General features: G+C 72.0%; 21 protein-coding genes. 9 read left to right on the top strand and 12 right to left on the bottom strand.

Features of this window, described 5'->3' with window-relative positions; genetic code table 11:
• The first annotated feature begins 1 nt into the window (after position 1).
• Positions 2-391, top strand: a complete 390-nt coding sequence (locus HUT12_RS27225; RefSeq protein ID WP_131055295.1) for a hypothetical protein — start codon at positions 2-4, stop codon at positions 389-391.
• A 7-nt stretch (positions 392-398) separates the two neighbouring features.
• On the opposite strand, the gene HUT12_RS27220 is transcribed toward HUT12_RS27225, so the two are convergent.
• Positions 399-806, bottom strand: a complete 408-nt coding sequence (locus tag HUT12_RS27220) for an anti-sigma regulatory factor (protein WP_131055293.1) — start codon at positions 804-806, stop codon at positions 399-401.
• A gap of 184 nt (positions 807-990) precedes the next feature.
• Positions 991-1,395, bottom strand: coding sequence for a superoxide dismutase, Ni (gene sodN / locus HUT12_RS27215; protein WP_131055291.1), 405 nt, complete (start codon positions 1,393-1,395; stop codon positions 991-993).
• Between the two features lie 85 nt (positions 1,396-1,480).
• Between sodN and HUT12_RS27210 the strand changes: the two genes are divergently transcribed.
• From HUT12_RS27210 to HUT12_RS27200, 3 genes are all read left to right on the top strand, one after another.
• Positions 1,481-1,813, top strand: coding sequence for a S24/S26 family peptidase (locus HUT12_RS27210; RefSeq protein ID WP_131055289.1), 333 nt, complete (start codon positions 1,481-1,483; stop codon positions 1,811-1,813).
• Between the two features lie 141 nt (positions 1,814-1,954).
• A complete protein-coding gene (locus HUT12_RS27205) occupies positions 1,955-3,133 on the top strand; it encodes an NADP-dependent malic enzyme (protein ID WP_176095148.1) in 1,179 nt (392 codons plus the stop codon).
• Positions 3,134-3,235: 102 nt separating this feature from the next.
• Positions 3,236-4,198, top strand: coding sequence for a zinc-binding dehydrogenase (locus HUT12_RS27200; RefSeq protein ID WP_176095147.1), 963 nt, complete (start codon positions 3,236-3,238; stop codon positions 4,196-4,198).
• A 132-nt stretch (positions 4,199-4,330) separates the two neighbouring features.
• Here HUT12_RS27200 and HUT12_RS27195 read toward each other — a convergent pair whose 3' ends face one another.
• The gene (locus HUT12_RS27195) at positions 4,331-5,311 is read right to left on the bottom strand and encodes a chlorophyllase (RefSeq protein WP_176095146.1); all 981 of its coding nucleotides are present in this window, start codon (positions 5,309-5,311) and stop codon (positions 4,331-4,333) included.
• Between the two features lie 97 nt (positions 5,312-5,408).
• Positions 5,409-6,263, bottom strand: a complete 855-nt coding sequence (locus tag HUT12_RS27190) for an alpha/beta hydrolase (RefSeq protein WP_131053087.1) — start codon at positions 6,261-6,263, stop codon at positions 5,409-5,411.
• Positions 6,264-6,426: 163 nt separating this feature from the next.
• Between HUT12_RS27190 and HUT12_RS27185 the strand changes: the two genes are divergently transcribed.
• Positions 6,427-6,594 (top strand): hypothetical protein, encoded by a 168-nt coding sequence (locus HUT12_RS27185; protein WP_176095145.1) that lies wholly within the window; start codon positions 6,427-6,429, stop codon positions 6,592-6,594.
• 27 nt (positions 6,595-6,621) lie between these two features.
• Here HUT12_RS27185 and HUT12_RS27180 read toward each other — a convergent pair whose 3' ends face one another.
• Both HUT12_RS27180 and pta read right to left on the bottom strand, forming a co-directional pair.
• Positions 6,622-7,743 carry an acetate/propionate family kinase gene (locus tag HUT12_RS27180; protein WP_176095144.1) on the bottom strand — a complete coding sequence of 374 codons (1,122 nt, stop codon included), beginning with the start codon at positions 7,741-7,743 and terminating at the stop codon, positions 6,622-6,624.
• Complete coding sequence (gene pta / locus HUT12_RS27175) at positions 7,743-9,839, bottom strand: phosphate acetyltransferase (protein WP_176095143.1); 2,097 nt, start codon at positions 9,837-9,839, stop codon at positions 7,743-7,745. Before pta ends, HUT12_RS27180 begins: the two co-directional genes overlap by 1 nt.
• Before the next feature lie 121 nt (positions 9,840-9,960).
• Between pta and HUT12_RS27170 the strand changes: the two genes are divergently transcribed.
• Positions 9,961-10,494 (top strand): hypothetical protein, encoded by a 534-nt coding sequence (locus HUT12_RS27170; RefSeq protein WP_176095142.1) that lies wholly within the window; start codon positions 9,961-9,963, stop codon positions 10,492-10,494.
• Positions 10,494-12,788 carry a glycosyltransferase gene (locus HUT12_RS27165; protein ID WP_254876973.1) on the top strand — a complete coding sequence of 765 codons (2,295 nt, stop codon included), beginning with the start codon at positions 10,494-10,496 and terminating at the stop codon, positions 12,786-12,788. The genes HUT12_RS27170 and HUT12_RS27165 overlap by 1 nt, the downstream gene beginning before the upstream one ends.
• A gap of 44 nt (positions 12,789-12,832) precedes the next feature.
• Here the strand turns inward: HUT12_RS27165 and HUT12_RS27160 are convergent, their stop codons facing one another.
• From HUT12_RS27160 to HUT12_RS27135, 6 genes are all read right to left on the bottom strand, one after another.
• Positions 12,833-13,858, bottom strand: a complete 1,026-nt coding sequence (locus HUT12_RS27160; protein ID WP_176095141.1) for a glycoside hydrolase family 6 protein — start codon at positions 13,856-13,858, stop codon at positions 12,833-12,835.
• A 100-nt stretch (positions 13,859-13,958) separates the two neighbouring features.
• On the bottom strand, positions 13,959-14,138 hold the full coding sequence (locus HUT12_RS27155; protein WP_131053081.1) for a DUF6104 family protein: 180 nt from the start codon (positions 14,136-14,138) through the stop codon (positions 13,959-13,961).
• Positions 14,139-14,213: 75 nt separating this feature from the next.
• On the bottom strand, positions 14,214-17,963 hold the full coding sequence (locus tag HUT12_RS27150) for a multifunctional oxoglutarate decarboxylase/oxoglutarate dehydrogenase thiamine pyrophosphate-binding subunit/dihydrolipoyllysine-residue succinyltransferase subunit (RefSeq protein WP_176095140.1): 3,750 nt from the start codon (positions 17,961-17,963) through the stop codon (positions 14,214-14,216).
• 268 nt (positions 17,964-18,231) lie between these two features.
• Positions 18,232-19,047: an ABC transporter permease gene (locus HUT12_RS27145; RefSeq protein ID WP_131053079.1), complete on the bottom strand. Its 816-nt coding sequence runs from the start codon at positions 19,045-19,047 to the stop codon at positions 18,232-18,234.
• Positions 19,044-19,979, bottom strand: a complete 936-nt coding sequence (locus HUT12_RS27140) for an ABC transporter ATP-binding protein (protein WP_176095139.1) — start codon at positions 19,977-19,979, stop codon at positions 19,044-19,046. Before HUT12_RS27140 ends, HUT12_RS27145 begins: the two co-directional genes overlap by 4 nt.
• Before the next feature lie 112 nt (positions 19,980-20,091).
• Positions 20,092-20,772, bottom strand: coding sequence for a hypothetical protein (locus HUT12_RS27135; protein ID WP_176095138.1), 681 nt, complete (start codon positions 20,770-20,772; stop codon positions 20,092-20,094).
• Between the two features lie 171 nt (positions 20,773-20,943).
• Between HUT12_RS27135 and HUT12_RS27130 the strand changes: the two genes are divergently transcribed.
• Together HUT12_RS27130 and HUT12_RS27125 are read left to right on the top strand one after the other, a co-directional pair.
• A complete protein-coding gene (locus HUT12_RS27130) occupies positions 20,944-21,708 on the top strand; it encodes a GNAT family N-acetyltransferase (RefSeq protein WP_176095137.1) in 765 nt (254 codons plus the stop codon).
• Positions 21,705-22,652, top strand: a complete 948-nt coding sequence (locus HUT12_RS27125; RefSeq protein WP_176095136.1) for a lysophospholipid acyltransferase family protein — start codon at positions 21,705-21,707, stop codon at positions 22,650-22,652. Before HUT12_RS27130 ends, HUT12_RS27125 begins: the two co-directional genes overlap by 4 nt.
• Positions 22,653-22,719: the final 67 nt, after the last annotated feature.

Here is a 22,719-nt window from a genome sequence, read left to right as displayed (position 1 = left end):
CGTGGCAATCGACTCCGACCCGACCCCGGTGACCCTCCGGTGGGCGGTCTTCCTCCTGCGGGGTCAGGCGATCGCCGTCGGGCTGATCGCGGCCTGGTTGGTCGTCGCCGACTTCACCGCCGCCACCACCGACCTGGTGTCGGCGCTGCTGGTGACGGCGTTCGCCATCGGCGCGGCGATCGCGCTCTGGGCGCTGGGCAGCGCGCTGCTGCGCCGTCGAGCGGGTGCCCGGGCACCCGCCATCGTGCTGCAACTCATGCTGCTGCCGATCGGCTGGTTCATGATCCAGGGCGGGTTGGGCTGGCTCGGCGTACCGCTGATCGCGCTCGGGCTCGGCGTCACCTGGCTGCTGGTGAGCCCGCCCACCACGCGGGCCCTCGGCTTCGAGTGAGCTCCGCTCACCAGCCGGAGGCGCGGCGGGTGAGCAGCGAGATGGTGGCCCGGCCGTCAGCCGCTCCCGCCGAGGCGGAGGTGGTCAACGCGGTCAGCACCTTCCACGCGAACGACGACTCCGCAGGGAGTCGGGCGCCCGGCACGGTCGGCACCGTCACCTCGACGGTCAACGCGTCCTCGGTGACCGCGAAGCGGCAGTCCAGTTCGGCACCCCGGGGCGCGATGGCGAGCAGCATGGCGCACGCCTCGTCCACGGCGATGCGTAGGTCCTCGATCTCGTCGAGGGCGAACTGGAGACGCGCCGCGAGACCGGCGGTGGCCGTACGCAGGACGCTCAGATAGCCGCCGTCGGCGGGCACGGTGAGGTGCACCACGTCGTCGTCGGTGGTCGGTTGTCCGGTCAGTTGAGTCACGACTCATCCCCCCGGTCGGGGACTCTACCCGCTCAGGCGGCGGGGCGGCGGAGGGCCGTCAGCGCGGCGGACGGCGAGCCGGGCGACCTGGTACGGACCGGGGCGCTCGACCGGAAACGCGTCGGCGACCGGCCCGCCCCGAGGGGCAGGGCCGGCCGCCGACGACAGGCGTGACCGGGTCACGTCACGCCTGCTTGGTCTCCCAGAAGATCTTCGAGATCTCGTCGATCTTCTGCAGCAGCTCGTCGGCCTTGGACGGGTCGGTGGCGCCCTTGGCGCCGGCCGCGCCGGCCAGCTTGGTGGCCTCGTTGAACAGCTGGTGCAGGTGCGGGTACTTCTCGAAGTGCGGCGGCTTGAAGTAGTCGGTCCACAGCACCCACAGGTGATGCTTGACCAGCTCGGCCCGCTGCTCCTTGATCAGGATGGCCCGGGTACGGAACTCGGGGTCGGTGTTGGCCTGGTACTTCTCGCAGATCATTTTCACCGACTCGGCCTCGATCCGAGCCTGCGCGGGGTCGTAGACGCCGCAGGGCAGGTCGCAGTGCGCGCTCGCGGTCACCCGGGGCGCAAGGATGCGTGGAAGTCGCATCGGGATCCTCCATGGGAAGTTTGCGATGATCCATGACGACATTACTCCTGGACGTGGTCCCCGAGGCCGCAGGAGGTGAAACCACATGCCGGTACCCCGTCTCCGGCGACCGCTCTCGGCCGTACTCGTGACCGGTCCGTCCATGGCGCCGACCCTGCGGCACGGCGACGCGGTGCTGGTCCGCCCGGGGGGTCGCGCCACCCGGCCGGGGGACGTGGTGGTCGCGGTCTTCCGCAGCCGCCCCGAGCTGCTCGTGGTCAAACGCGCCGTCCGACCCGTCGACGGCGGCTGGTGGCTGTACGGTGACAACGAGTTGGTGACCGACGACTCCCGGGCGTACGGGGTGGCCGACGTCCTCGGTCGGGTGGTGTTCCGCTACTGGCCCCGTCCCGGCCGATTGCCGCCGCAGCCGTTATGACCCTGCTCACCTCTGGCTGCCGGTGGCGTGACTATGCTCGAAAAGTGCCTGGGTGACCCCCCGCACTCGTGCCGCCGCTCGCTCGCCTCACCGTGCGCCCCGACCGGCCGGCCCAGCTGCTGAAACGACACTGGAGTCACCATGCCTTCGTCCACCGTGGACCCCGCTGATCCCGTCTTCCAACTGCACCGGGGCGGCAAGATGGCCGTCCTCTCGACCGTCCCGCTGACCAGCCGCGAAGACCTCTCCCTCGCGTACACGCCGGGCGTGGCACGGGTGTGCGAGGCGATCGCCGCCGACCCGTCGCTGACGTACGAGTACACCTGGGCGTCGAACACCGTCGCGGTCGTCACCGACGGTTCGGCCGTACTCGGCCTGGGCAACATCGGCCCGCGCGCTGCGCTGCCGGTGATGGAGGGCAAGGCCGTGCTGTTCAAGCAGTTCGGCGGCGTCGACGCGGTGCCGGTCTGCCTCGACACGCAGGACGTCGACGAGATCGTGGCGACGGTCAAGGCGCTCGCGCCGTCGTTCGGTGGGATCAACCTGGAGGACATCAGCGCGCCACGCTGCTTCGAGGTGGAACGCCGCCTCGACGAGGCGCTGGACATCCCGGTGTTCCACGACGACCAGCACGGCACCGCGATCGTGGTGCTGGCCGCGCTGCGTAACGCCGCGACCCTGCTCGACCGCAAGCTCGGCGACCTGCGGGTGGCGGTCAGCGGCGCGGGCGCGGCCGGCGTGGCGGTGACGAAGATGCTGGTGGCCGGGGGAGTGGACCCGCAGCGGGTGGTGGTCTGCGACTCCCGGGGCATCGTCTCCCGTCAGCGTGACGGCCTCACCGGCACCAAGGCCGAACTGGCCGAGCTGACCAACGCCGACGGCCGGCAGGGCGACATCACCGAGGCGTTGCGTGACGCCGACGTGCTGATCGGTGTCTCCGGCGGTCAGATCCCGGAGGCGGCGGTGGCCGGGATGGCGTCCGGCGGGATCGTGTTCGCGCTGGCCAACCCCACCCCCGAGGTGCACCCGGACGTCGCCGCCCGGCACGTCGCGGTGGTCGCCACCGGCCGCAGCGACTACCCCAACCAGATCAACAACGTGCTGGCCTTCCCGGGCGTGTTCCGGGGCGCGCTCCAGGCCCGGGCCACCCGGGTCACCGAGTCGATGAAGGTGGCCGCCGCCGACGCCATCGCCGCCGTGGTGGCCGAGACGCTCACGCCCGACGCGATCGTGCCCTCGCCGCTCGACCCCCGGGTCGCCCCGGCGGTGGCCGAAGCGGTCGCCGAAGCCGCCCGCCGCGACGGCGTCGCTCGCGCCTGACGTGTAAGCCTGACGTGTAAGCCTGACGTGTAAGGAAGGGTCCCCTCCTAACGCCTCGTGTCGAGGAAGGGACCCTTCTTAACGGCCGCTCAGCTTGTTACGGTGCGGATCATGCGTGCCGCCTTCGCCTCCCGTTTCGACGACGCCGATCCGCTCGCCGCGCTCACCGTGGGTGAGCAGCCCGAGCCGAGCCTGCCCGACGACGACTGGGTGACCCTGCGCGTCACGGCCAGTTCGCTCAACCACCACGACATCTGGTCACTGCGCGGTGTCGGACTGCGAGCCGAACAATTGCCGATGATCCTGGGCTGCGACGCCGTCGGTGTCGACCCGGAGGGCAACGAGGTGGTCGTCTACCCGGTGGTGCCCACCCCGGGTGACCCGCGCGGGATCTCCATCCTCTCCGAGCACTTCCCCGGCACGCTGGCCGAGCGGGTGGCCGTACCCCGGTGGAATCTGCTTCCGCTGCCCGCGGGCCTGTCGGCGGCGAACGCGGCGTGCCTGCCGACGGCTTGGCTGACCGCGTGGCGGATGCTTACCGCCAAGGGCCGGGTCGACGAGGCCGAGGCGGTGCTGGTCCAGGGCGCCGGGGGCGGCGTCGCCACCGCCGCCGTCGTGCTGGCCACCGCGATGGGCAAACGGGTGTACGCGACCAGCCGCGACGGGGCCAAGCGGGAGCGGGTCGCCGGGCTGGGGGCGACCGCGCTGGAGACGGGTGCCCGGCTGCCCGAGCGGGTCGACGTGGTGATCGAGACGGTCGGTGCGGCCACCTTCGACCACTCCCTGAAGTCGGCCGCGCCGGGCGCGCGGATCGTGGTCTCCGGGGCGACCGCCGGGCACGAGCCGGCCGTCAACCTGCGCCGGGTTTTCGCGATGCAGTTGGAGATCCTGGGTACCTCGATGGGTACCGAGGCCGATCTGGCCGACCTGCTGGCGTTCTGCGCCGAGCGGAAGGTACGCCCGGTGGTGGACAGCGTGGTGCCGTTCAGCCGGGTCGAGGAGGCGTTCGCCCGCCTGCACTCCGGCGACGCCTTCGGCAAGGTCGTGATCGACCACGCCAGCTGACGCACGGCACGCGTCGAGGCGCACGCGCTCAGTGCGAGGGCGTGCGGCGTTAGGGCGTGCGGCGTTAGGAAGGGTCCCCTGCTATACGCGAGGCGTTAGCAGGGGACCCTTCCTTACAACAAACCCCGGGAGCTAGAGGTTGCTGTCGAGGGTGGCGATGTCGTCGCGGGCGGCGGCGGTGGGGATGCGCTCCTTGGCCTCGGCGTCGCCGTAGAGCGTCCAGCGCAGGAACTCGGCGGTGGTGTTCGCCACCACGCCCAGCGACGTGTCGTCTCTCAGCAGCTTCCGGCCGTGGTCGCCCTCGGGCAGGCTGAGCATCGCCTTCGGCCAGGGCACCAGGTCGTAGACCGCCTTGCCGGCGGTGTACTGCACCACCTCGTCGGCCTCGCCGTGCACGAACAGTTGCGGTGCGGCGGCACCGGCGAAGGCGGTGCCCACGCCGAGCGCGGTGCCGGCGAAGACGATCCCGGCGGCCAGCCGCTCGTCCCGGCCGGCGGTGAAGAGCCCGATGGTGGTCACCCCGCCCGCCGAGTGCCCGGCGGCGGCCACCCGGTCGGTGGCGAGCCGGCCCCGCAGCACGTCGCCGTCGCGGGCGTCGAGCGCGAGCACCTCGGTCAGCGCGTACGAGACGTCGGCGGGCTGGTTGAGCACGTCGAGCACGTTGTTCTCGCCACCCGCCTTCGAGGTGTTCGGGAACGTCGGCGCGGCCACCACGAAACCGGCGGCGGCCCACCGGGTCAGTAGCGCCTGGTAGTCGGCGGGTCGACCGCCGAGGCCGTGGCTGAACATGACCACCGGGAACCGCCCCTCGGCGGCGTCCGCCGACGACTGCGGCTTCCCGCCGGCCCGACCGGCCGCCGGGTACCAGACGGTCACCGGCAGCGGTCGGTTGCCGTCGCGGTTGAGCTTGAGTTGCCGTACGCCGACGGCGAAGGTCTGCTCCGGCGCGGTGCCGGCGGGGATGTCCGGCGCCGACGCGGCCGGTGCGGAGGCGGTCGCCGAGGGGGCGGGCGCCTCGGCCCGCTCGTCCGGTTCGCGGTCGGCGGAGCAGCCGACCAGCAGGACGGCGGTGAGCGTACTGGCGAGCAGGAGAGGGAGGGCGCGGCGCGACATGACTCCGATTCTGCCTCGCCCGACGACCGAACCGTCCGGCGCTCCACGTGCTGCGCCCACGCCCTCACCTGACGTGCAGGTGACGCCGTCGGGCAGGTCAGCCCGCTGGTCGCGTCTCGAAGCTGGTGACGCCGGCCAGCAGCGCCCGGCCGGGCAGCCGCCGCCCGGCCTCCTGGTCGCCGTAGAGGGTCCAGCGCAGGAAGTCGGTGGTGGCGCCGAGGACCTGGGCGAAACCGGGCCGGCCGGGGACGAGGTACTCGCCGTGGCCCTGGCCGAGCAGGCTGAGGAAGGAGGCCGGTCCGGGGGTACGGCCGTACGCCGCCCGCCCCACGCTGAGCGGTACCACCGCGTCGGCGGTGCCGTGCACGAAGAGGATCGGGGCGCTCGGGCCGGCGAAGCTGCCCGCCATCCCGCCTCCGGCGATCACGATGCCGGCCCGCAGCCGGGACGGGTGCCCGGCGGTGAACATGCCGGCGGTGGTGAAGCCGCCCGCCGAGTGTCCGGCCGCCGCCACCCGCTGCACGTCGAGGTGACCGGCGAGCGGGTCGCCGGAGCGGCCGTCGAGCCGGACCAGGTGCCGGATCACCCGCCACCCGTCGGCCGGCTGGTGGCGGACGTCGGCCCGGGAGAACCGCTTCGCGCCGCGCCGGGTGTGCGGGTATGTCGGCGCGGCCACCACGAAGCCGGCGGCGGCCCACCGGGCGGTCAGTCCGGAGTGCAATTCGGGCAGGCTGGCCAGACCGTGGCTGTAGATCACCACCGGGAACCGCCCTTCGGCGACCCGGCTGCCCTGCGTCGGATACCAGAGTGTGACCGGCAGCGGACGTTCCGAGGCCGGGTCGACGGTGAGGGTGCGCACACCCACCGCGTACGGCACCTCCGGCGCCAGCCGGCCCCCGAGCGCCTGGCCGGACTGCTCGCCGCTCGCCGCGCAACCGGCTGTCAACGCCATCAGCAGCGCCGACACCAGTGCGGTGAACCCCCGTGCGATTCCCACGACATCACGGTAGGACCCCGGGTCACCCGTCCGGGTCCGGTTGACCGGTGCCGTACGCCATCCGTTCGGACGGCGCGCACGGACCGTCCGACTGGACTGCTTTCGCTAAGGTCACGGCATGACTGAGAACTACACCGATCCGAGCGGCAACACCGAGGCGTTCCGCGCCTTCGCCGGCACCCCGGACGCGCCCGCTGAGACGGCCTCCCGTAACGGCCTGATCATCGCTGCCGCCGTGGTCGCCGTGGTGCTGGTCGCGCTCGCGAGCTGGCTCGCCTTCGCCTGATCGGTTCGCCGCCGGCCGCCGACCCGATCAGGCGGTGGCCGCCACCACCGCGCGTGCCGCCCGGGCGATCTCGCGCTCCTCGTCCGTGCCGACCACGCAGACCGCGACCTCCGCGCCGTCCGGTGAGATGAACCGGTCACCGCTGCCCGTGTTGCGCTCGGGGTCGACGGTGATGCCGAGCCGTTCGAGCCCGGCCAGTGCCGCCGCGCGTACCGGTGCCGCGTGCTCGCCGACCCCGGCGGTGAAGGTGACCGCGTCGACCCGGCCGAGCAACGCGTAGTACGCCCCCACGTAGCCGGTGATCCGCCGGCAGTAGACGTCGAAGGCGAGCGTCGCCGCCTCGTCCCCGGCCGCCCGCCGGGACAGCACCTCCCGCATGTCGTTGACGCCGGAGAGCCCGAGCAGGCCGCTGCGGTGGTTGAGCAGGTCGTCGATCTCGTCCACGCCCAGTCCGCCCTCGCGGCGCAGGTGGAACACCACGGTCGGGTCCAGGTCACCGCTGCGGGTGCCCATCACCAGCCCCTCCAGCGGAGACATCCCCATCGAGGTGGCCACGCTGCGTCCCTGCGCGACCGCGCACGCGCTGGCACCGTTGCCCAGGTGCAGGGTGATCGTGTTGACCTCCGCGTACGGGCGGTCCAGCAGCTCGGCGGTGCGCCGGGAGACGTACGAGTGCGAGGTGCCGTGGAAGCCGTACCGCCGGACGCCGTACCGCTGCGCGACGTCCCGGTCGATCGCGTACGTGGCGGCGGAGTCGGGCAGCGTGTGGTGGAACGCGGTGTCGAAGACGGCGACCTGCGGCACCTCGGGCAGGACGGCGCGCGCCTCGGCGATGCCGGCGAGGTTGGCCGGGTTGTGCAGCGGTGCCAGCGGCACCAGGTCGGTGATGGCGGCCAGCACCGCGTCGTCCACCAGCGTCGGCGCGGTGAACCGCCGGCCGCCGTGCACCACCCGGTGCCCGACCGCGGTGAGCCCGGTCAGGTCCAGCCCGGCCAGGATCCGCCGGACCGCACCGGCATGGTCGGGCGCGTCGCCACCGGCCTCACCGATCCGCTCGACGGTGCCCTTGTCGAGCACCCGGTCACCGTCGTACAGCCGGTACTTGACCGAGGACGACCCGCAGTTGAGCACCAGCACCTTGTCGGTCATCAGGCACCTCCGGGTGCGGGAGCGTCGGTGAGGGCGGCGGCCTGGATGGCGGTGATCGCCACGGTGTTGACGATGTCTGGCACGGTGGCCCCTCGGGAGAGGTCGTTGACCGGCCGGCGCAGGCCCTGCATCACCGGCCCGACGGCCACCGCCCCGGCCGAGCGCTGCACCGCCTTGTAGGTGTTGTTGCCGGTGTTGAGGTCCGGGAAGATGAAGACCGTCGCGCGGCCGGCGACCGCACTGTCGGGCAGCTTCGTCGCCGCCACCGCCGGGTCGATCGCCGCGTCGTACTGGATGGGGCCCTCCACGGCCAGGTCGGGCCGACGCTCACGGACCAGCGCGGTGGCCGCCGCGACCTTCTCCACGTCGGCACCGGCGCCGGAACTGCCGGTCGAGTACGACAGCATCGCCACCCGGGGCTCGATGCCGAACCGGGCCGCGGTGTCGGCCGAGGAGATCGCGATGTCGGCGAGCTGGGCGGCGTCCGGGTCGCGGTTGACCGCGCAGTCGCCGTACACCAGCACCCGGTCGGCGAGCAGCATGAAGAAGACGCTGGACGCGACGGAGACGTCCGGCAGGTTCTTCACGATCTCGAAGGCGGGGCGGATGGTGGCGGCGGTGGTGTGGGTGGCGCCGGAGACCATGCCGTCGGCGTGCCCGGCCCAGACCATCATGGTGCCGAAGTAGTTCGGCTGGGCCACCACGTCGTACGCCAGCTCGACGGTGACGCCCCGATGGGCGCGCAGCTTCGCGTACGCCTCGGCGAAATCGTCCCGCCACCGGCTGGTCGCCGGGTCGACGATGGTGGCCCCGGTGATGTCGACGCCGAGTTCCCGGGTCCGGCGGGCCACGTCGTCGGGGCGGCCGAGCAGCGTGAGGTCGGCCACCCCCCGGTGCAGCAGGATCTCGGTGGCCCGCAGGATCCGGTCCTCGGTGCCCTCGGGGAGCACGAGGTGGCGGCGCTGGGCGCGGGCCCGGTCGATCAGGTCGTACTCGAACATCAGCGGGGTGACCCGCTGTGAGCGGGTGACCGCGAGCCGGCGGGCCAGTTCGTCGGTGTCCACGTTGGCCTCGAACGCGCCGAGGGCGGCCTCCGCCTTGCGGGTGTTGGCCGCGCTGGGCCGTCCCTCGATCCGGCTGGACGCCGCGACCGTGTCGTAGCTGTCGCTGGCGACGCTGAGGACCGCCAGGCCGGTGTTCAGTCCCTCGAAGAGGCGCAGGGCGCGCGGGTCGGGTTGTTCGCCGAGGGTGAGCACCAGCCCGGAGATCGAGACCTGGCCGGAGACGTGCGCGGCTCCGGCGGCCACCAGCAGGTCGTCCCGGTCGCCGGGGGTGATCACCAGGCAGCCGTCGGTCAGGTGCTCCACCAGCGTCGGCACGTGGGCTGCGCCGACCACGTAGTCGAGCACGTCGCGGCCGAGCGCCGCCTCGTCGCCGGTGAGCAGCGTCGCGCCGAGCGCGGCGGCCACCTCGGCCACCGTCGGCGCGGACACGGTCGGCACCTCCGGGATGGCGTACGCCGGCACCGGCAGGTCGGGCAGGTCCATCGGCTCGGGCACCCGGTTGGCGATGACCGCGAGCACCGTCGCGCCGAGGTCCACCAGGTCGTGGTACGCGCCCCGGGCCGCCGCCGCGATCGCCGCCGGTGACTGGCCCTGCCCGTCCACGACCGGCACCACCACGCTGCCGAACTCGGTGGCCAGCCGGGCGTTGAAGGCGAGTTCCCGGGGGGTGGTGCCGTCGCCGGAGTCGGCGAAGTCACTTCCGACCACCACGACGGCCGGACACTGCCGTTCGACCGCTCGGTAGCGCTGCACCATCCTGGAGATCAGTTCTTCCCGCCGTCCGTCCGATACCAGCGCCGTGGCCTCGGCATATGTGGCTCCGGACAGGTCGGACGGGTTAACCTGCACGCGATAGCGCTCGCTGAGCAGGGCGAGGATGTGGTCGGGTCCGTTCGACGGCACCAGGGGCCGGAACACGCCGATCCGTTCGACCTGCCGGGACAGCAGCTCGGCGAGACCCAACGCGATGGCGGATTTTCCGCCGCCGGATCCCACGCTGGTGAGGTAGACGCTGCGAGCCATGCGGCCCAACCTACTCGGTCCGGTTGGTTGTCCTCGGACAACCATCTAGGGTTGGTTGCGCCTGTTTTCGCATGTCAGATGGGACACTTGGGCGAGAAAGCGAGAGCTTTTCACGTTTAGACTCGCCCAGGTGGAGGGACCAACACAGATCATTCCTGTCGCCCCGGAACCATCCCCCGTCTTCGTCGATCCGAGTGGCCGCCGCAGGCGGTGGTTACGCCGGACCGCGTACGCCCTCGGTCTGGCCGGAGTGGCGTACACCATGATGGTCGGCATCAGCTTCGCCGGCGGACCGGTCCGCCCGGAGACGATCATCCCGTTCGTCGAGCCCGCCGAGACCTGGGAAGCGCCGCCGGTCTCCCCGACGCCCTCGCCCAGCCGCTCGACCTCGCCTGCGCCGCCGCCGACCCAGGTCACGCCGCAGCGCCCGGTGCTCCCTTCCTCCACGCCCGGCACCGGCACGACGTCGGCCAGTCCCACCCCCAGCCCGTCCCGGACGGCGCCGACCAGCGCCCGTCCCAGCCGGACGCCGTCGGCCAGCCCGTCCCGGAGCACCCCGCCCCGCAGCACGCCGCCGCCCAGCACCCCGCCCCCGACCAGCCCGACGCCCACGACAACGCCGTCGCCGGACCCGAACGACACGAGTGAGGCGACCGCTCCCTGATGAGCCACCCCTACCCGCCCGGCCGACCGACGCACCCACCCCCCAGCCGGACGCCCGAACAGCCCCGGCAGCACGCCCGACCCGGTCCGGCCGCCCGCGCCCGGCGGTTCATCCCCCGTCCGAGCTGGGCGGTCTACGCCATGGTCTTCGTACTGCTCGGCGGCATCCTCTTCGTGCAGGCGTACGCCAACGGCTCGTTCATCCCGGACTACCGGGCGGAGAACACCTTCGGCAGCGGCCAGGACGACGTCCCCGACGAGATCCTCGAAGGCGGCCCGATCGTCAACACCACCGCCGACCGGCCGCAGTCGTACCGGCTGCCGGCGCGGACCATCGCGTTGACCTTCGACGACGGCCCCGACCCGATCTGGACCCCGGCCGTGCTGAAGGTGCTGGAGAAGCACCAGGTCCCGGGCACCTTCTTCGTCCTCGGCAACCAGGTGGTGCGCAGCCCCGACCTGGTCCGCGAGCTGGCCGAGAAGGGGCACGAACTGGGCGTGCACACCTTCACCCACCCGCACCTCACCCAGATCCCGGGATGGCAGCGGCGGATGGAGTACACCCAGACCCAGCTCGTCATCGCCGGAGCCACCGGCCAGCGGTCCAACCTGCTGCGCTTCCCGTACTCGTCGCGGGCGGACGCCTTCGTCGACCAGGACTGGCCGCTGCTGCAGCAGGCCGGTGAGCTCGGCTACCTCAGCGTGGTCAACGACCTGGACAGCCGGGACTGGGAGCGGCAGGGCGTGGAGGGGATGATCGAGCGGACCGTACCGGAGGGCTACTCCGGAGCGGTCACGCTCTGGCACGACTCCGGTGGCGACCGCTCGCAGACCGTCGAGGCGCTGGACCGGTACATCCCGTTGATGAAGGAGCGGGGATACACCTTCACCACGATCAGTGGCGGACTGAACCGGGCGCTGGCCGAGGCCGGCGCCACCGGGACCACGGCCGGACCGACCGAGGCGACGTTCACCGAGCGCTGGCGCGGCCAGATGCTGATCATGGCGGTACGCGCCGCCGACGGCACCTTCGTCCTCTTCGGCGTCCTCTTCGTGCTGGTCGGGACGCTCACCATCGGGCGTACCGTGCTGCTGTTCGTGCTGGCGCGACGGCACGCCCGCAAACGACGCCGCAAGGGCTTCGCCTGGGGACCGCCGGTCACCGAACCGGTGTCGGTGATCGTGCCCGCGTACAACGAGAAGGAGGGCATCGCCGAGGCGGTCCGCTCACTCGCCACCGGCGACCATCCCGGCGGCATCGAGGTGGTGGTGGTCGACGACGGTTCGACCGACGGCACCGCCGACATCGCCGCCGGGCTCGGCCTGCCGAACGTACGGGTGGTCCGCAAGCCCAACGGCGGCAAACCGAGCGCGCTGAACACCGGCGTCGCGCTGGCCCGGCACGATCTGATCGTGATGGTCGACGGGGACACCGTCTTCGAGCCCGACGCCGTCCGTCGCCTGGTCCAGCCCTTCGGCGACCCGCAGGTGGGCGCGGTGGCCGGCAACGTCAAGGTCGGCAACCGGCGCAGCATGATCGCCAAGTGGCAGCACATCGAGTACGTGATCGGCTTCAACCTCGATCGCCGGCTCTACGAGACGCTGCGGTGCATGCCGACCATCCCCGGCGCGATCGGCGCGTTCCGCCGCGAGGCGCTGGAGTACGCCGGTGGGATGACCGACGAGACGCTGGCCGAGGACACCGACATCACCATGGCCCTGGGCCGCGCCGGTTGGAAGGTGGTCTACGAGGAGAGCGCCCGCGCCTGGACCGAGGCACCGGCCAGCTTCGGGCAGTTGTGGAAGCAGCGGTACCGGTGGAGCTACGGCACCATGCAGGCGATGTGGAAGCACCGCCGCTCGGTGCTCGACAAGGGCGCCTCCGGCCGGTTCAGCCGCCGCTGCCTGGCCTTCCTGACGCTGTTCGGGGTGCTGCTCCCACTGACCGCCCCGGTGATCGACCTGCTCGCCATCTACGGCCTGATCTTCCTGAACCGGACCGAGACGGCGCTGGCCTGGGCCGCCATGCTGGGGTTGCAGTTCCTGACCGCGATCGTGGCGTTCCGCCTCGACAAGGAGAAGCTCGGCGTCCTCTGGGTGCTGCCGTTGCAGCAGTTCGTCTATCGCCAGCTGATGTACCTCGTGCTGCTCCAGTCGGTGGTCACCGCGTTGACCGGCGGGCGGCTGGGCTGGCAGAAGCTCAAGCGCACCGGACTGGCGCCCGTCGGCCCGGCGGCTCCACCGTCACCGGTGCCCGCCCCGGTGGCCGCCACCGCCCGGCGGGGACGCCCCTGACCTGCTGACAGCCGGTACGCCCGGACGTCCCTCGCCCGAGAGTGTCAGCCGGCGCGTCGGGCGAGGCCGAGGGCGTACTCGGGCCACCAGGCACCGCTCTCCGGCTCGCCCGGGCGGCAGGCGCCGTCGGACTCGCCCGGGTACTTGACCCACAGCAGGGCGTCGACCCGCTCCAGGCCGGTGTCGGTGGTGGGGTCCGCGCCGAGTGCCCGGCCCGGCGGGTTGCACCAGCTCGGCGCCGACCGCACGGTCTCGCCCGGATACCGGCCCCGGCCGTTGCGGCTGGTGTCGATGACGAAGGTGGTGGTGCCGCCGAGGGCGTCGGAGATCTCGTGGCCGTAGGTGACGTTCTGCGGCGTACCGACGAAGTTGGCCACGTTGAGCGCGAAGCCGTCGGCCTCGGCGACACCGGCACGGCGCAGCGCCGCCGCCAGCCGGGCGCCGTCGGTGATCCAGCCGGGGTGCCCGGCGTCCAGATAGATCCGGGCGCTCCCGGTGCTGCCCAGCACCGTCACCGCGTCCCGCAGCAGGTCCAGTCGCTCGTCGACGTCGTCGACGCACCGGTCCACGGCGTCCGGCACCGCGCCCGGTTCCACCACGATGGTGACCGGGCGTCCCTGCACCCCGGCGGCCACCCGCCGGATCCAGTCCTGGTACGCCCCGGCCGACTCGGCGCCGCCCTGACCCTGCCGTCCGCAGTCGCGCTGCGGGAGGTTGTGGGTGACCAGCACCGGTGTCTGCCCGGAGCGGCTGGCACCGGCGAGGAACTCCGACACCTCCTCGGTGACCGTGGCGGAGTCGCCCACCAGCCAGCGGGCGGTGGGGCGGGTGCTGATCCGGCGCAGTGTGGCGGCGTCCTCGGCCCGTCCCTCCTGCGCCCACTCGGTGACCTGCCAGGACGCCGCGCCACGCGGGTCGACGTAGAAGGTCGGCGGCAGCGGCGGTGACGAGCGGTCGGCGCTGACGGTCTCCGTCGGTGGACGCTCGGGCGCCTCGTCGCCGCACCCGGTCAGCAGGAGCGTCAGCGCGATCCCCGCCACCAGGGCAGGGCGGCGGGAGCTGCGAAGCATGGCCGTCACCATACCCGCCGTCCCGGCCGGTGGGGACCGGGCCTACCAGGGCTTTTTCGTCGGCACCGACGCCCGGTGCCGGGGCGGTCCGGGCTGCGGACTACTCGTCGTCGGGGTCGTCGAGCCGGGCGAGCCAGGTGGCGAAGCGCTCGATCGGGGTCTCGAACTCGGGGTTGAGGTCGACGAAGTCCCGCAGCCGCTCGCCGATCCACTCCAGGGTGACGTCCTCGTCCCCCCGGCGCTGGACCAACTCCTCGATGCCACGGTCGGTGAAGTACATCAGGTCTCCTCGGACATGCTCACCGGGGCGGGCCACCGTCTCCGATGGCCCGCCCCGGTGTTCGCGGTCGGTGGGTCAGGGGCGGGGCAGCGCCGCCTCGATGAGCGCGTTCTGCTCCACCTCGTGCATCTTCGCCGAGCCGACGGCCGGGGCGGCGGCGGCGGGGCGGGAGATGCGACGCAGGCGGACCCCGTCGAGGTGCTCCAGCAGGTTGAGCGCGACGAACGACCAGGAACCCTGGTTGGCCGGCTCCTCCTGCACCCAGGCGAAGTCCTCCGCGTTCGGGTACTGGGCGAGCGCGGCCCGGATCTCCTCCACCGGCATCGGGTAGAGCTGCTCCAGCCGGATCAGCGCGGTGTCGGTGACGCCGCGCTCCTGCCGCGCCTGGAACAGGTCGTAGTAGACCTTGCCCGAGCAGAGCAGCACCCGCTTGACCTGATCGGCGGCGGGTGCCGCCTGGTCGGCCAGGACCGGTGCGAAGGTGCCGGTGGTGAAGTCCTCGACCGGGGAGACGCAGAGCTTGTGCCGCAGCAGGGACTTCGGCGTGAACACCACCAGCGGCTTGCGCTTCGGCGAGAGGGCCTGGCGACGCAGCAGGTGGAAGTAGTTCGCCGGGGTGGTCGGGATGGCCACCCGCATGTTGTCCTCGGCGCAGAGCTGGAGGAACCGCTCGGGCCGGCCGGAGGTGTGGTCCGGGCCCTGTCCCTCGTGGCCGTGCGGCAGCAGCAGGGTGACCGCGGAGCGCTGGCCCCACTTCACCTCACCGGAGGAGATGAACTCGTCGATCACCGACTGGGCGCCGTTGACGAAGTCGCCGAACTGGGCCTCCCAGCAGACCAGCGCGTTCAGGTTCTCCACCGAGTAGCCGTACTCGAAGCCCATCGCGGCGTACTCGGAGAGCAGCGAGTCGTGCACGAAGAGCCGGGACCGCTCGCCGTCGCCGGTCAGCGACTGCAACGGCAGGTAGTCGTCACCGGTCTCGGCGTCCACGATCGAGGCGTGCCGTTGCACGAAGGTGCCGCGCCGGGAGTCCTGTCCGGCGAGCCGGACGGTGACCCCGTCGTGCAGCAGTGCCCCGAAGGCGATGATCTCGCCGAAGCCCCAGTCGATGTTGCCCTCGACGGACATCCGGGCCCGCCGGTCGAGCAACTGCTGGATCCGCTTGTGCGGGGTGAAGCCGTCCGGCAGGTTGACGTGCGCCTCGCCGACGGCCTTGACCACCGACGCGTCGGTCGCGGTCTCCACCTGCGGCTCCGGCTCGTCCTGCCGGGCCGGGCGGCTGACCTGGCGCGGGGTGCTGGCCGCGTCGCGGGTGGCCTTGAAGACCCGCTCCAACTGCGCCTGGTAGTCGCGCAGCAGCTCCTCGGCGTCCTCGACGGTGATGTCACCCCGCCCGATCAGCTCCTCGGTGTAGAGCTTGCGGACCGAGCGCTTCGAGTCAATGATCTTGTACATCTGGGGGTTGGACATCGAGGGGTCGTCGCCCTCGTTGTGCCCGCGCCGCCGGTAGCAGACCAGGTCGATCACGACGTCCTTGTTGAACGTCTGCCGGTACTCGAAGGCCAGCCGGGCGACCCGGACCACGGCCTCGGGGTCGTCGCCGTTGACGTGGAAGATCGGCGCCTGGATCATCCGCGCCACGTCGGTGCTGTAGAGGCTGGACCGGGAGTACTCCGGCGCGGTGGTGAAGCCGACCTGGTTGTTGACCACCACGTGCACGGTCCCACCGGTGCGGTAGCCGCGCAGCTGGGAGAGGTTGAGCGTTTCGGCCACCACACCCTGACCGGCGAAGGCGGCGTCGCCGTGCACCGCCAGCGGCAGCACTGTGTAGCCCTCCAGCTTGAGGTCGATGCGGTCCTGCTTGGCGCGGACGATGCCCTCCAGCACCGGGTCGACCGCCTCCAGGTGCGACGGGTTCGCCACCACCGAGACCTTGACCGAGTGGTCACCGGCCGGCGTGGTGAACTTGCCGTTCTGGCCCAGGTGGTATTTCACGTCGCCGGAACCCTGGGTGGAGCGCGGGTCGAGGTGCCCCTCGAACTCCGAGAAGATCTTCTCGTACGGCTTGCCGACGATGTTGGCCAGCACGTTGAGACGACCCCGGTGGGCCATGCCGATCACGACCTCGTCCAGGTCGTTCTCGGCGGACGCCTCCAGCACCTCGCCGAGGAGCGGGATCAGCGACTCGCCGCCCTCCAGCGAGAAGCGCTTCTGCCCGACGTACTTGGTCTGCAGGAACGTCTCGAAAGCCTCGGCCGCGTTGAGCCGGTTCAGCACGTGCTTCTGCTCGTCGGCCGGCGGCTTCTCGTACTTGCGCTCGACCCGCTCCTGGATCCAGCGGCGCTCGGCCGGGTCCTGGATGTGCATGTACTCGATGCCGACCCGGCGGCAGTACGAGTCGCGCAGCACCCCGAGGATCTCCCGCAGCCGCATCCGCTGCCGGCCGTTGAAGCCGTTCACCGGGAAGGTGCGGTCCAGGTCCCACAGGGTCAGCCCGTGCTGGAGGACGTCCAGGTCGGGGTGCTTGCGGATCTTGAACTCCAGCGGGTCGGTGTCGGCCATCAGGTGGCCCCGGACCCGGTAGGAGTGGATCAGCTCGTGCACCCGCGCGGTCTTGTTGATCTGCCCCTCGCTGTCGACCGCGACGTCGCGCATCCAGCGCACCGGCTCGTACGGGATGCGCAGCGAGGTGAAGATCTGGTCGTAGTAGCCGTGCTCGCCGAGCAGCAGCTCGTGCATGACCTTGAGGAACTCGCCGGACTGCGCGCCCTGGATGATCCGGTGGTCGTACGTGCTGGTCAGCGTGATGACCTTGCTGACCGCCAGCTCGGCGAGGGTGGCCTCGCTCATGCCCTGGTACGGCGCCGGGTACTCCATCGCGCCGACGCCGATGATCGCGCTCTGGCCCTGCATCAGGCGCGGCATCGAGTGCACGGTGCCGATGCCGCCGGGGTTGGTCAGCGAGATGGTGGTGCCGGAGTAGTCGTCCATGGTCAGTTCGTTGCGGCGGGCCCGCCGGACCACGTCCTCGTACGCCTGCCAGAACTGCCGGAAGTCCATCTGCTCGCAACCCTTGATGGAGGGCACCACCAGGGTCCGGCTGCCGTCGGGCTTGGCCAGGTCGATGGCGATGCCCAGGTTGACGTGCTCGGGGCGGACCATCGCCGGTTTGCCGTCGACCTCGGCGAAGGAGTTGTTCATCTCCGGGTGCGCGACCATCGCCCGGACCAGCGCGTAGCCGACCAGGTGGGTGAAGCTGACCTTGCCGCCGCGCCCTCGGGCGAGGTGGTTGTTGATCACGATGCGGTTGTCGACCAGCAGCTTGGCCGGCACCGCGCGCACGCTGGTCGCGGTCGGCACGGCCAGTGAGGCGTCCATGTTCTGCACGATCCGGGCGGCGACGCCGCGCAGCGGCGTGGTCTGCGGCCCGGTGGCGGTCGGGGCCGACTTCGCCGGGATGGACTTCGTCGTGGTCGCCTTGGCCGGCTCGGACTTGGCGGCCGGCTTGGCCTTCGCCGGTGCCGTGGACTTGGCCGGCTCCGCCTTGGCCGCGGGTGTGGCCTTGGCGCTCGGCTCGGACTTGGCGGCACTCGGCTCAGTCTTGGCCGGGGCCTTCGGGGCGGACTCGGTGGTGGTCGCCGGGCCGTCACCGTCGGCGGAGCGGCCCTTGCCGGGGCCGGGCCGGTAGTCGGCGAAGAAGTCGTGCCAGGCCGGGTCGACGCTGCTGGGATCGGCGAGGTAGCGCTGGTACATCTCCTCGACGATCCACTCGTTCGGGCCGAAACCCGCCAGTGGGTTCTCCTGCGAAGTCTGCTGGGTCGACACGGCCGGTAATCGCCTCTTTCACGCGGGTTTGGTGTGTCACGCGGTGTCCGTCCGCGCCAGGACGAGCGCACACAGGACGGGTTCAAGGCTACGCCGTACTGATCGCTGAGGCATTTCCACCTCCGTCCCGTGGTCCGATTCACAGAAGATGCCAGAAGTTCCGTAAGCCCAGCGTGTCGCCCTGCTAGCTGCTATGACACGGGCCCGGCCCGACCGGCTCGTCGCCGATCGGACCGGGCCCGGCCCGGTCGCTCTCCGGGTCCGCGAATCAGGAGATGTCGCGACGCCGCGTAATCAGGATGCCGACCACGCAGCTCACCACGGCGTAGCCGATCAGCACCACGGCACCGACCCACCAGGCGGGCAACATCTCGTTCTCACCTGGGGTGATCATGATCTGGGAGGCCGCCGCGGGCCAGATCACCTGCCACTTGATCACGGCCATGTTGTCCAGCCAGTTCGACAGCAGGAGGAACAGCAGACCGACAACTTGTGTACCAATTAGGTAAAGCACCGACGCGGTGATCACCGCACCGAGCTGGCTGGTGATCAGCGTGCCGATACCCACGCCCAGCACGGTCCAGATGGCGTACGCCATCAGGTTGAGCAGCAGGGCCCGCTGGACCTCCCACTCGCCGAGCATCGTGCCGTGGTCGTTGAGCGTCAGGAACAGCGCTCCGGCACCCAGGTCGATCACGGTGGTCACCAGCCAGAACGCGAAGCCCAGCAGGCTGGCCGCGATGAGCTTGCTGACGATCACCGCGGTCCGCCGCGGGGTGGCCAGGAAGGTGGTGGTCGCCGTCTGGTGGAAGAACTCGTTGGTGACCATCAGGATGCCGATCAGCATCACGAACATCAGGCCGAGGTACTGACCCGAGGTGTAGATGTTCGCCGCCTGTGCCGGCGCGGAGGCGGCGTCGCCGGTGTAACCGAACTCCTCCCCGCCGCCGCTGAGCGTCTCGTTGGCCAGCCAGGCGTTGAACGGGAAGGCCATGGCGATCGACAGGAACGCCGCGATGGCCAGCCACCACCAGGTGCTGGTGGTGCGGATCTTGAGCAGTTCGGCGCGGACGAGGTTGCTCATCGGATGCCCGCCTTTCCGGCCGTCAGCTCCAGGAACACGCGTTCCAGGTCGGGTCGTTCGGTGCTCAGCTCGTGCAGCTCCACCCCGGCGGCCAGGGCTGCCCGGCCCACCGTCGGGGCGTCCACCCCGGCGATCAGCAGGGTGCCGTGCTCGTCGGTCTGCACGGTGGCCTCGCCGCCGGCCAGCGCCGCGGTCAGCGCGTCCGCCTGCGGGGTGCGGACCCGGACCCGGGCACCCTGCGCCATCGACCCGATCACCTGCTCGACCGGTCCCTGCCGGACGAGCTGCCCGGCCGCGATGATCACCACGTCGTCGGCGAGCAACTGCATCTCCGACAGCAGGTGGCTGGAGACCAGCACGGTGCGGCCCTCGGCGGCCAGGCCCTTGAGGAACCCGCGCATCCACCGGATGCCCTCCGGGTCCAGACCGTTGGCCGGCTCGTCGAGGATGAGCACCTGGGGGTCGCCGAGCATCGCCGCGGCGATGCCGAGGCGCTGCTTCATACCCAGCGAGTAACCCTTGAACTTGCGCTTCGCCGCCGGGCTCAGGCCGACCATGGCGAGCGCCTCGTCGGCCCGCTGCCGGGGCAACCCGGCCGCCGCGCAGATCACTCGCAGGTGGTTGATTCCGGTACGCCCCTTGTGCGCGCTGGACGCCTCCAGCACCGCGCCGACGTGCCGCAGCGGGTCGACCAGGTCCGGGTACCGGCGGCCACCGATGGTGGCGGTGCCGGCGCTCGGGGTGACCAGGTTCAGCAGCATCCGCAGCGTGGTGGTCTTGCCGGCGCCGTTCGGACCGAGGAAGCCGGTGACCCGGCCCGGCTCGATCGTGAACGACAGATTGTTGACCGCCAGCACGTTGCGGTACTGCTTGGTCAGACCGGAGACCACGATCTGCGCGTCGTTATTGGGGCGTGACTGCCCGTCGGACATCATTCTCCTCCCGTGGCGCCGGGGTGCGCCGTTGCACAGCGTGACGGTAATGGTCAGGCAAATCAATCGGGCGCGTTCCGGAGATCGTGCTCCGTCCCAGGCAGGAGCTGTCTCATCCCCAGGTACGACCCGATCGACGGTCGTCCTCCACCGCGATCCAGGTCGCACGGGCGTGGGCCAGCAGATCACCCTCCGGCGCGTACAGGCTGGTGTGCACCAACGCCTTGCGGCCCTGCGTGGTGATCACCACACCGGTCACCACGCACTCGGTGCCCGGCTCGGGCAGCGCCTCGACCCGCGCGGCGATCCGCCCGAGCAGGTACGGCCGGTCCGCGCCGAGCACCGTCCAGCCGCCCGGGCAGTCCAGCGCGGCCCAGACCGTCGGCACGCCCACCTGCGCCGGCACCCGCCACGGCGCGGCCGTCCGGCCCTCCGGCAGCGGTCCGGGAAAGATCCGCAGGCCGTCGGCGCGCTCCGGGCCGCAGACGAAGCAGCCGGGGAACGGGTGGTCCACCAGACCCGGGTACGCCGTCGAGGCGGATCGGGCGGTGGCCGAGTCCACCGGCGGCGCCACCACGTCGAACGGCTCGGCGGGACGGAGTTGCGCGACCACCTCGCCGGCCGGATCGTGCACCTTGCCCTCGGTCAGCGTCAGCGGCGTGTCCAGTGGCGGCGGTCGACGCAGAGTCACCTCCACCGGCCCGGACCCGCCGTACGCCGAGGCGAAGACGCCCGCGCTCCATCCGCCGTTTCCGGAGCCGGGCGGCCCGTGGTAGCGCGCCTCGATGATCATCGGACTCCTTCCGCCGCGCCCGGCCCCGTCGCCGGGCAGACCCCGGGCAGCCTCGCACGATCCCCGGGCCGGACCGGCCGGCAGGTCGGCCACCGGTCGCCCACCGGCGTTCACCGGATCGACACCGGTCGCCACCGGAGCCGGCAACCCGTCGGGGGCTACACAGAGGGCATGGCTGTTCTGTCCGCCGCGGACGTACCTATCACGACCAGCGGCTACACCCTCTCGATCGCCGACGGACCCCGCCAGGTCGAGGCCGCGCAACGCCTGCGTCACGAGGTGTTCGCCGGCGAGTTGGGCGCGACCGTCGCGCCGGACGCACCCGGCCTGGACACCGACGCCCTCGATCCGTACTGCGACCACCTGCTGGTGCGCCAGGAGCACACCGGGGCGGTGGTCGGCACGTACCGCCTCCTGCCGCCGGGCCGGACGGACCGTCGTTACGCGGCGGGAGAGTTCGACCTGGCCCCGCTCGACCCGCTGGACGGGCAGCTGGTCGAGGCGGGTCGGTCCTGCGTACACCCGGATCACCGGACCGGCGCGGTGATCAACCTGATGTGGGCGGGCATCGCCCGCTACCTGCACCTGCGCGGCCTGCGTTGGCTCGGCGGCTGCGCCTCGGTGCCGGTGGCCGACGGCGGCCTGGCCGCCGCCGCGGTCTGGGCGCAGGTGCGCGCCCGCCACCTGGCGCCGCCCGCGCTGCGGGTCCGTCCGCTGCGGCCCTGGTTCGCCGAGCCGGGCGTGCCGCGCGTGCCGGTGGCGGGTGCCGCCGGGCTGATCCCGCCGCTGCTCCGCGGTTACCTGCGGCTCGGTGCCCAGGTCTGCGGCGAGCCGGGGTACGACCCGGACTTCGGGGTGGCCGACTACTACGTGCTGCTCGACCTGGACCGGATGAACCCCCGCTACCGGCGGCACTTCCTCGGTGGTCGACCGTGACCGCGCTCGCCCACCCGCTGTGGCGACCCGACTCCACCTGCGGTCCGGAGTGCCTGTCCCGCACCGACGAGACCCACACCGTCCCGGTGGCCCGACGGCTGCTCCGGGCCACCGCCCTGCTCGGCATGCTCGGGCTCGGCGTCGGGGTGGCCGCGCTGCTCCCGCTGCTGCCCGCCCGCGAGTGGGCGGGCCTGACCAGCGCCTGGGCCCGCGCCACGGCCCGGGCCTGCGGGGTGCGTCTGCGGGTACGCGGGCGGCTGCCCCGGCGGCGGGTCCTGCTGGTCGCCAACCACGTCTCCTGGTGGGACGTGCCGGCGCTGCTGGCGGTCGCCCCGGCCCGGTTGGTGGCCAAGCGGGAGGTCGGTCGCTGGCCGCTGGTGGGCCTGCTGGCCCGGGCGGCGGGCACGGTCTTCGTGGACCGCACCCGCCCGCGCCGCCTGCCGGCCACCGTGGACCGGGTGGCGGCGACCCTGCGGGCGGGCCGCTCCGTCGCGGTGTTCCCGGAGGGCACCACCTGGTGCGGTACGCGTGCCGCCTGCCGCCCTCGGACCGGCTTCCGGCCGGCGATGTTCCAGGCCGCGATCGACGCCGGGGCGCCCGTGGTGCCGCTGCGGATCGGCTACCGGCTCGGGACGACCGGACCAGCCACCACGGCACCGGCCTTCCTCGGCGCGGAGAGCCTGCTGCGGTCGGTCTGGCGGGTGCTCGCCCTGCGGGAGCTGACCGTCACCGTGGAGATCGCCGCGCCGCTATACCCGACCCGTACCGCCGACCGTCGGGCGCTCGCCCGGGTCGCCGAATCGGCGGTGCACCTCGTACCGTCGTCGGCGGGTGTGCCGCCCACCGCGCCGGTGCCGGTACGGTCGCTGTGGAGGCCCCCGCAGCGTGTGGTCGGGCCGTCGCCGACCGGTACGACCGGACCCGAGATGCCGCTCGCCGCCTGAGCCGTCCGCTCACAGGGTTTTTTCAGTGACCGCCCAGCATGGGCGCAGCGACTGCGCGGATGATGGG

Source organism: Verrucosispora sp. NA02020 (assembly GCF_013364215.1).
In the GTDB taxonomy this organism is placed as follows: domain Bacteria; phylum Actinomycetota; class Actinomycetes; order Mycobacteriales; family Micromonosporaceae; genus Micromonospora.
Note: the sequence above shows the minus strand (reverse complement) of the source record. Positions and strands in the feature narration are given on the sequence as shown.

Bases quoted from the DNA above. Each gene is read 5' to 3' on its own strand.
- HUT12_RS27185 (WP_176095145.1), top strand. From the start codon at position 6,427: ATGACTGAGAACTACACCGATCCGAGCGGCAACACCGAGGCGTTCCGC.
- HUT12_RS27155 (WP_131053081.1), bottom strand. From the start codon at position 14,138: ATGTACTTCACCGACCGTGGCATCGAGGAGTTGGTCCAGCGCCGGGGG.
- HUT12_RS27160 (WP_176095141.1), bottom strand. From the start codon at position 13,858: ATGCTTCGCAGCTCCCGCCGCCCTGCCCTGGTGGCGGGGATCGCGCTG.
- HUT12_RS27180 (WP_176095144.1), bottom strand. From the start codon at position 7,743: ATGACCGACAAGGTGCTGGTGCTCAACTGCGGGTCGTCCTCGGTCAAG.
- sodN (WP_131055291.1), bottom strand. From the start codon at position 1,395: ATGCGACTTCCACGCATCCTTGCGCCCCGGGTGACCGCGAGCGCGCAC.
- HUT12_RS27130 (WP_176095137.1), top strand. From the start codon at position 20,944: ATGGCTGTTCTGTCCGCCGCGGACGTACCTATCACGACCAGCGGCTAC.
- HUT12_RS27195 (WP_176095146.1), bottom strand. From the start codon at position 5,311: ATGTCGCGCCGCGCCCTCCCTCTCCTGCTCGCCAGTACGCTCACCGCC.
- HUT12_RS27145 (WP_131053079.1), bottom strand. From the start codon at position 19,047: ATGAGCAACCTCGTCCGCGCCGAACTGCTCAAGATCCGCACCACCAGC.
- HUT12_RS27135 (WP_176095138.1), bottom strand. From the start codon at position 20,772: ATGATCATCGAGGCGCGCTACCACGGGCCGCCCGGCTCCGGAAACGGC.
- HUT12_RS27205 (WP_176095148.1), top strand. From the start codon at position 1,955: ATGCCTTCGTCCACCGTGGACCCCGCTGATCCCGTCTTCCAACTGCAC.
- HUT12_RS27190 (WP_131053087.1), bottom strand. From the start codon at position 6,263: ATGGCGTTGACAGCCGGTTGCGCGGCGAGCGGCGAGCAGTCCGGCCAG.
- HUT12_RS27210 (WP_131055289.1), top strand. From the start codon at position 1,481: ATGCCGGTACCCCGTCTCCGGCGACCGCTCTCGGCCGTACTCGTGACC.
- HUT12_RS27140 (WP_176095139.1), bottom strand. From the start codon at position 19,979: ATGTCCGACGGGCAGTCACGCCCCAATAACGACGCGCAGATCGTGGTC.
- HUT12_RS27165 (WP_254876973.1), top strand. From the start codon at position 10,494: ATGAGCCACCCCTACCCGCCCGGCCGACCGACGCACCCACCCCCCAGC.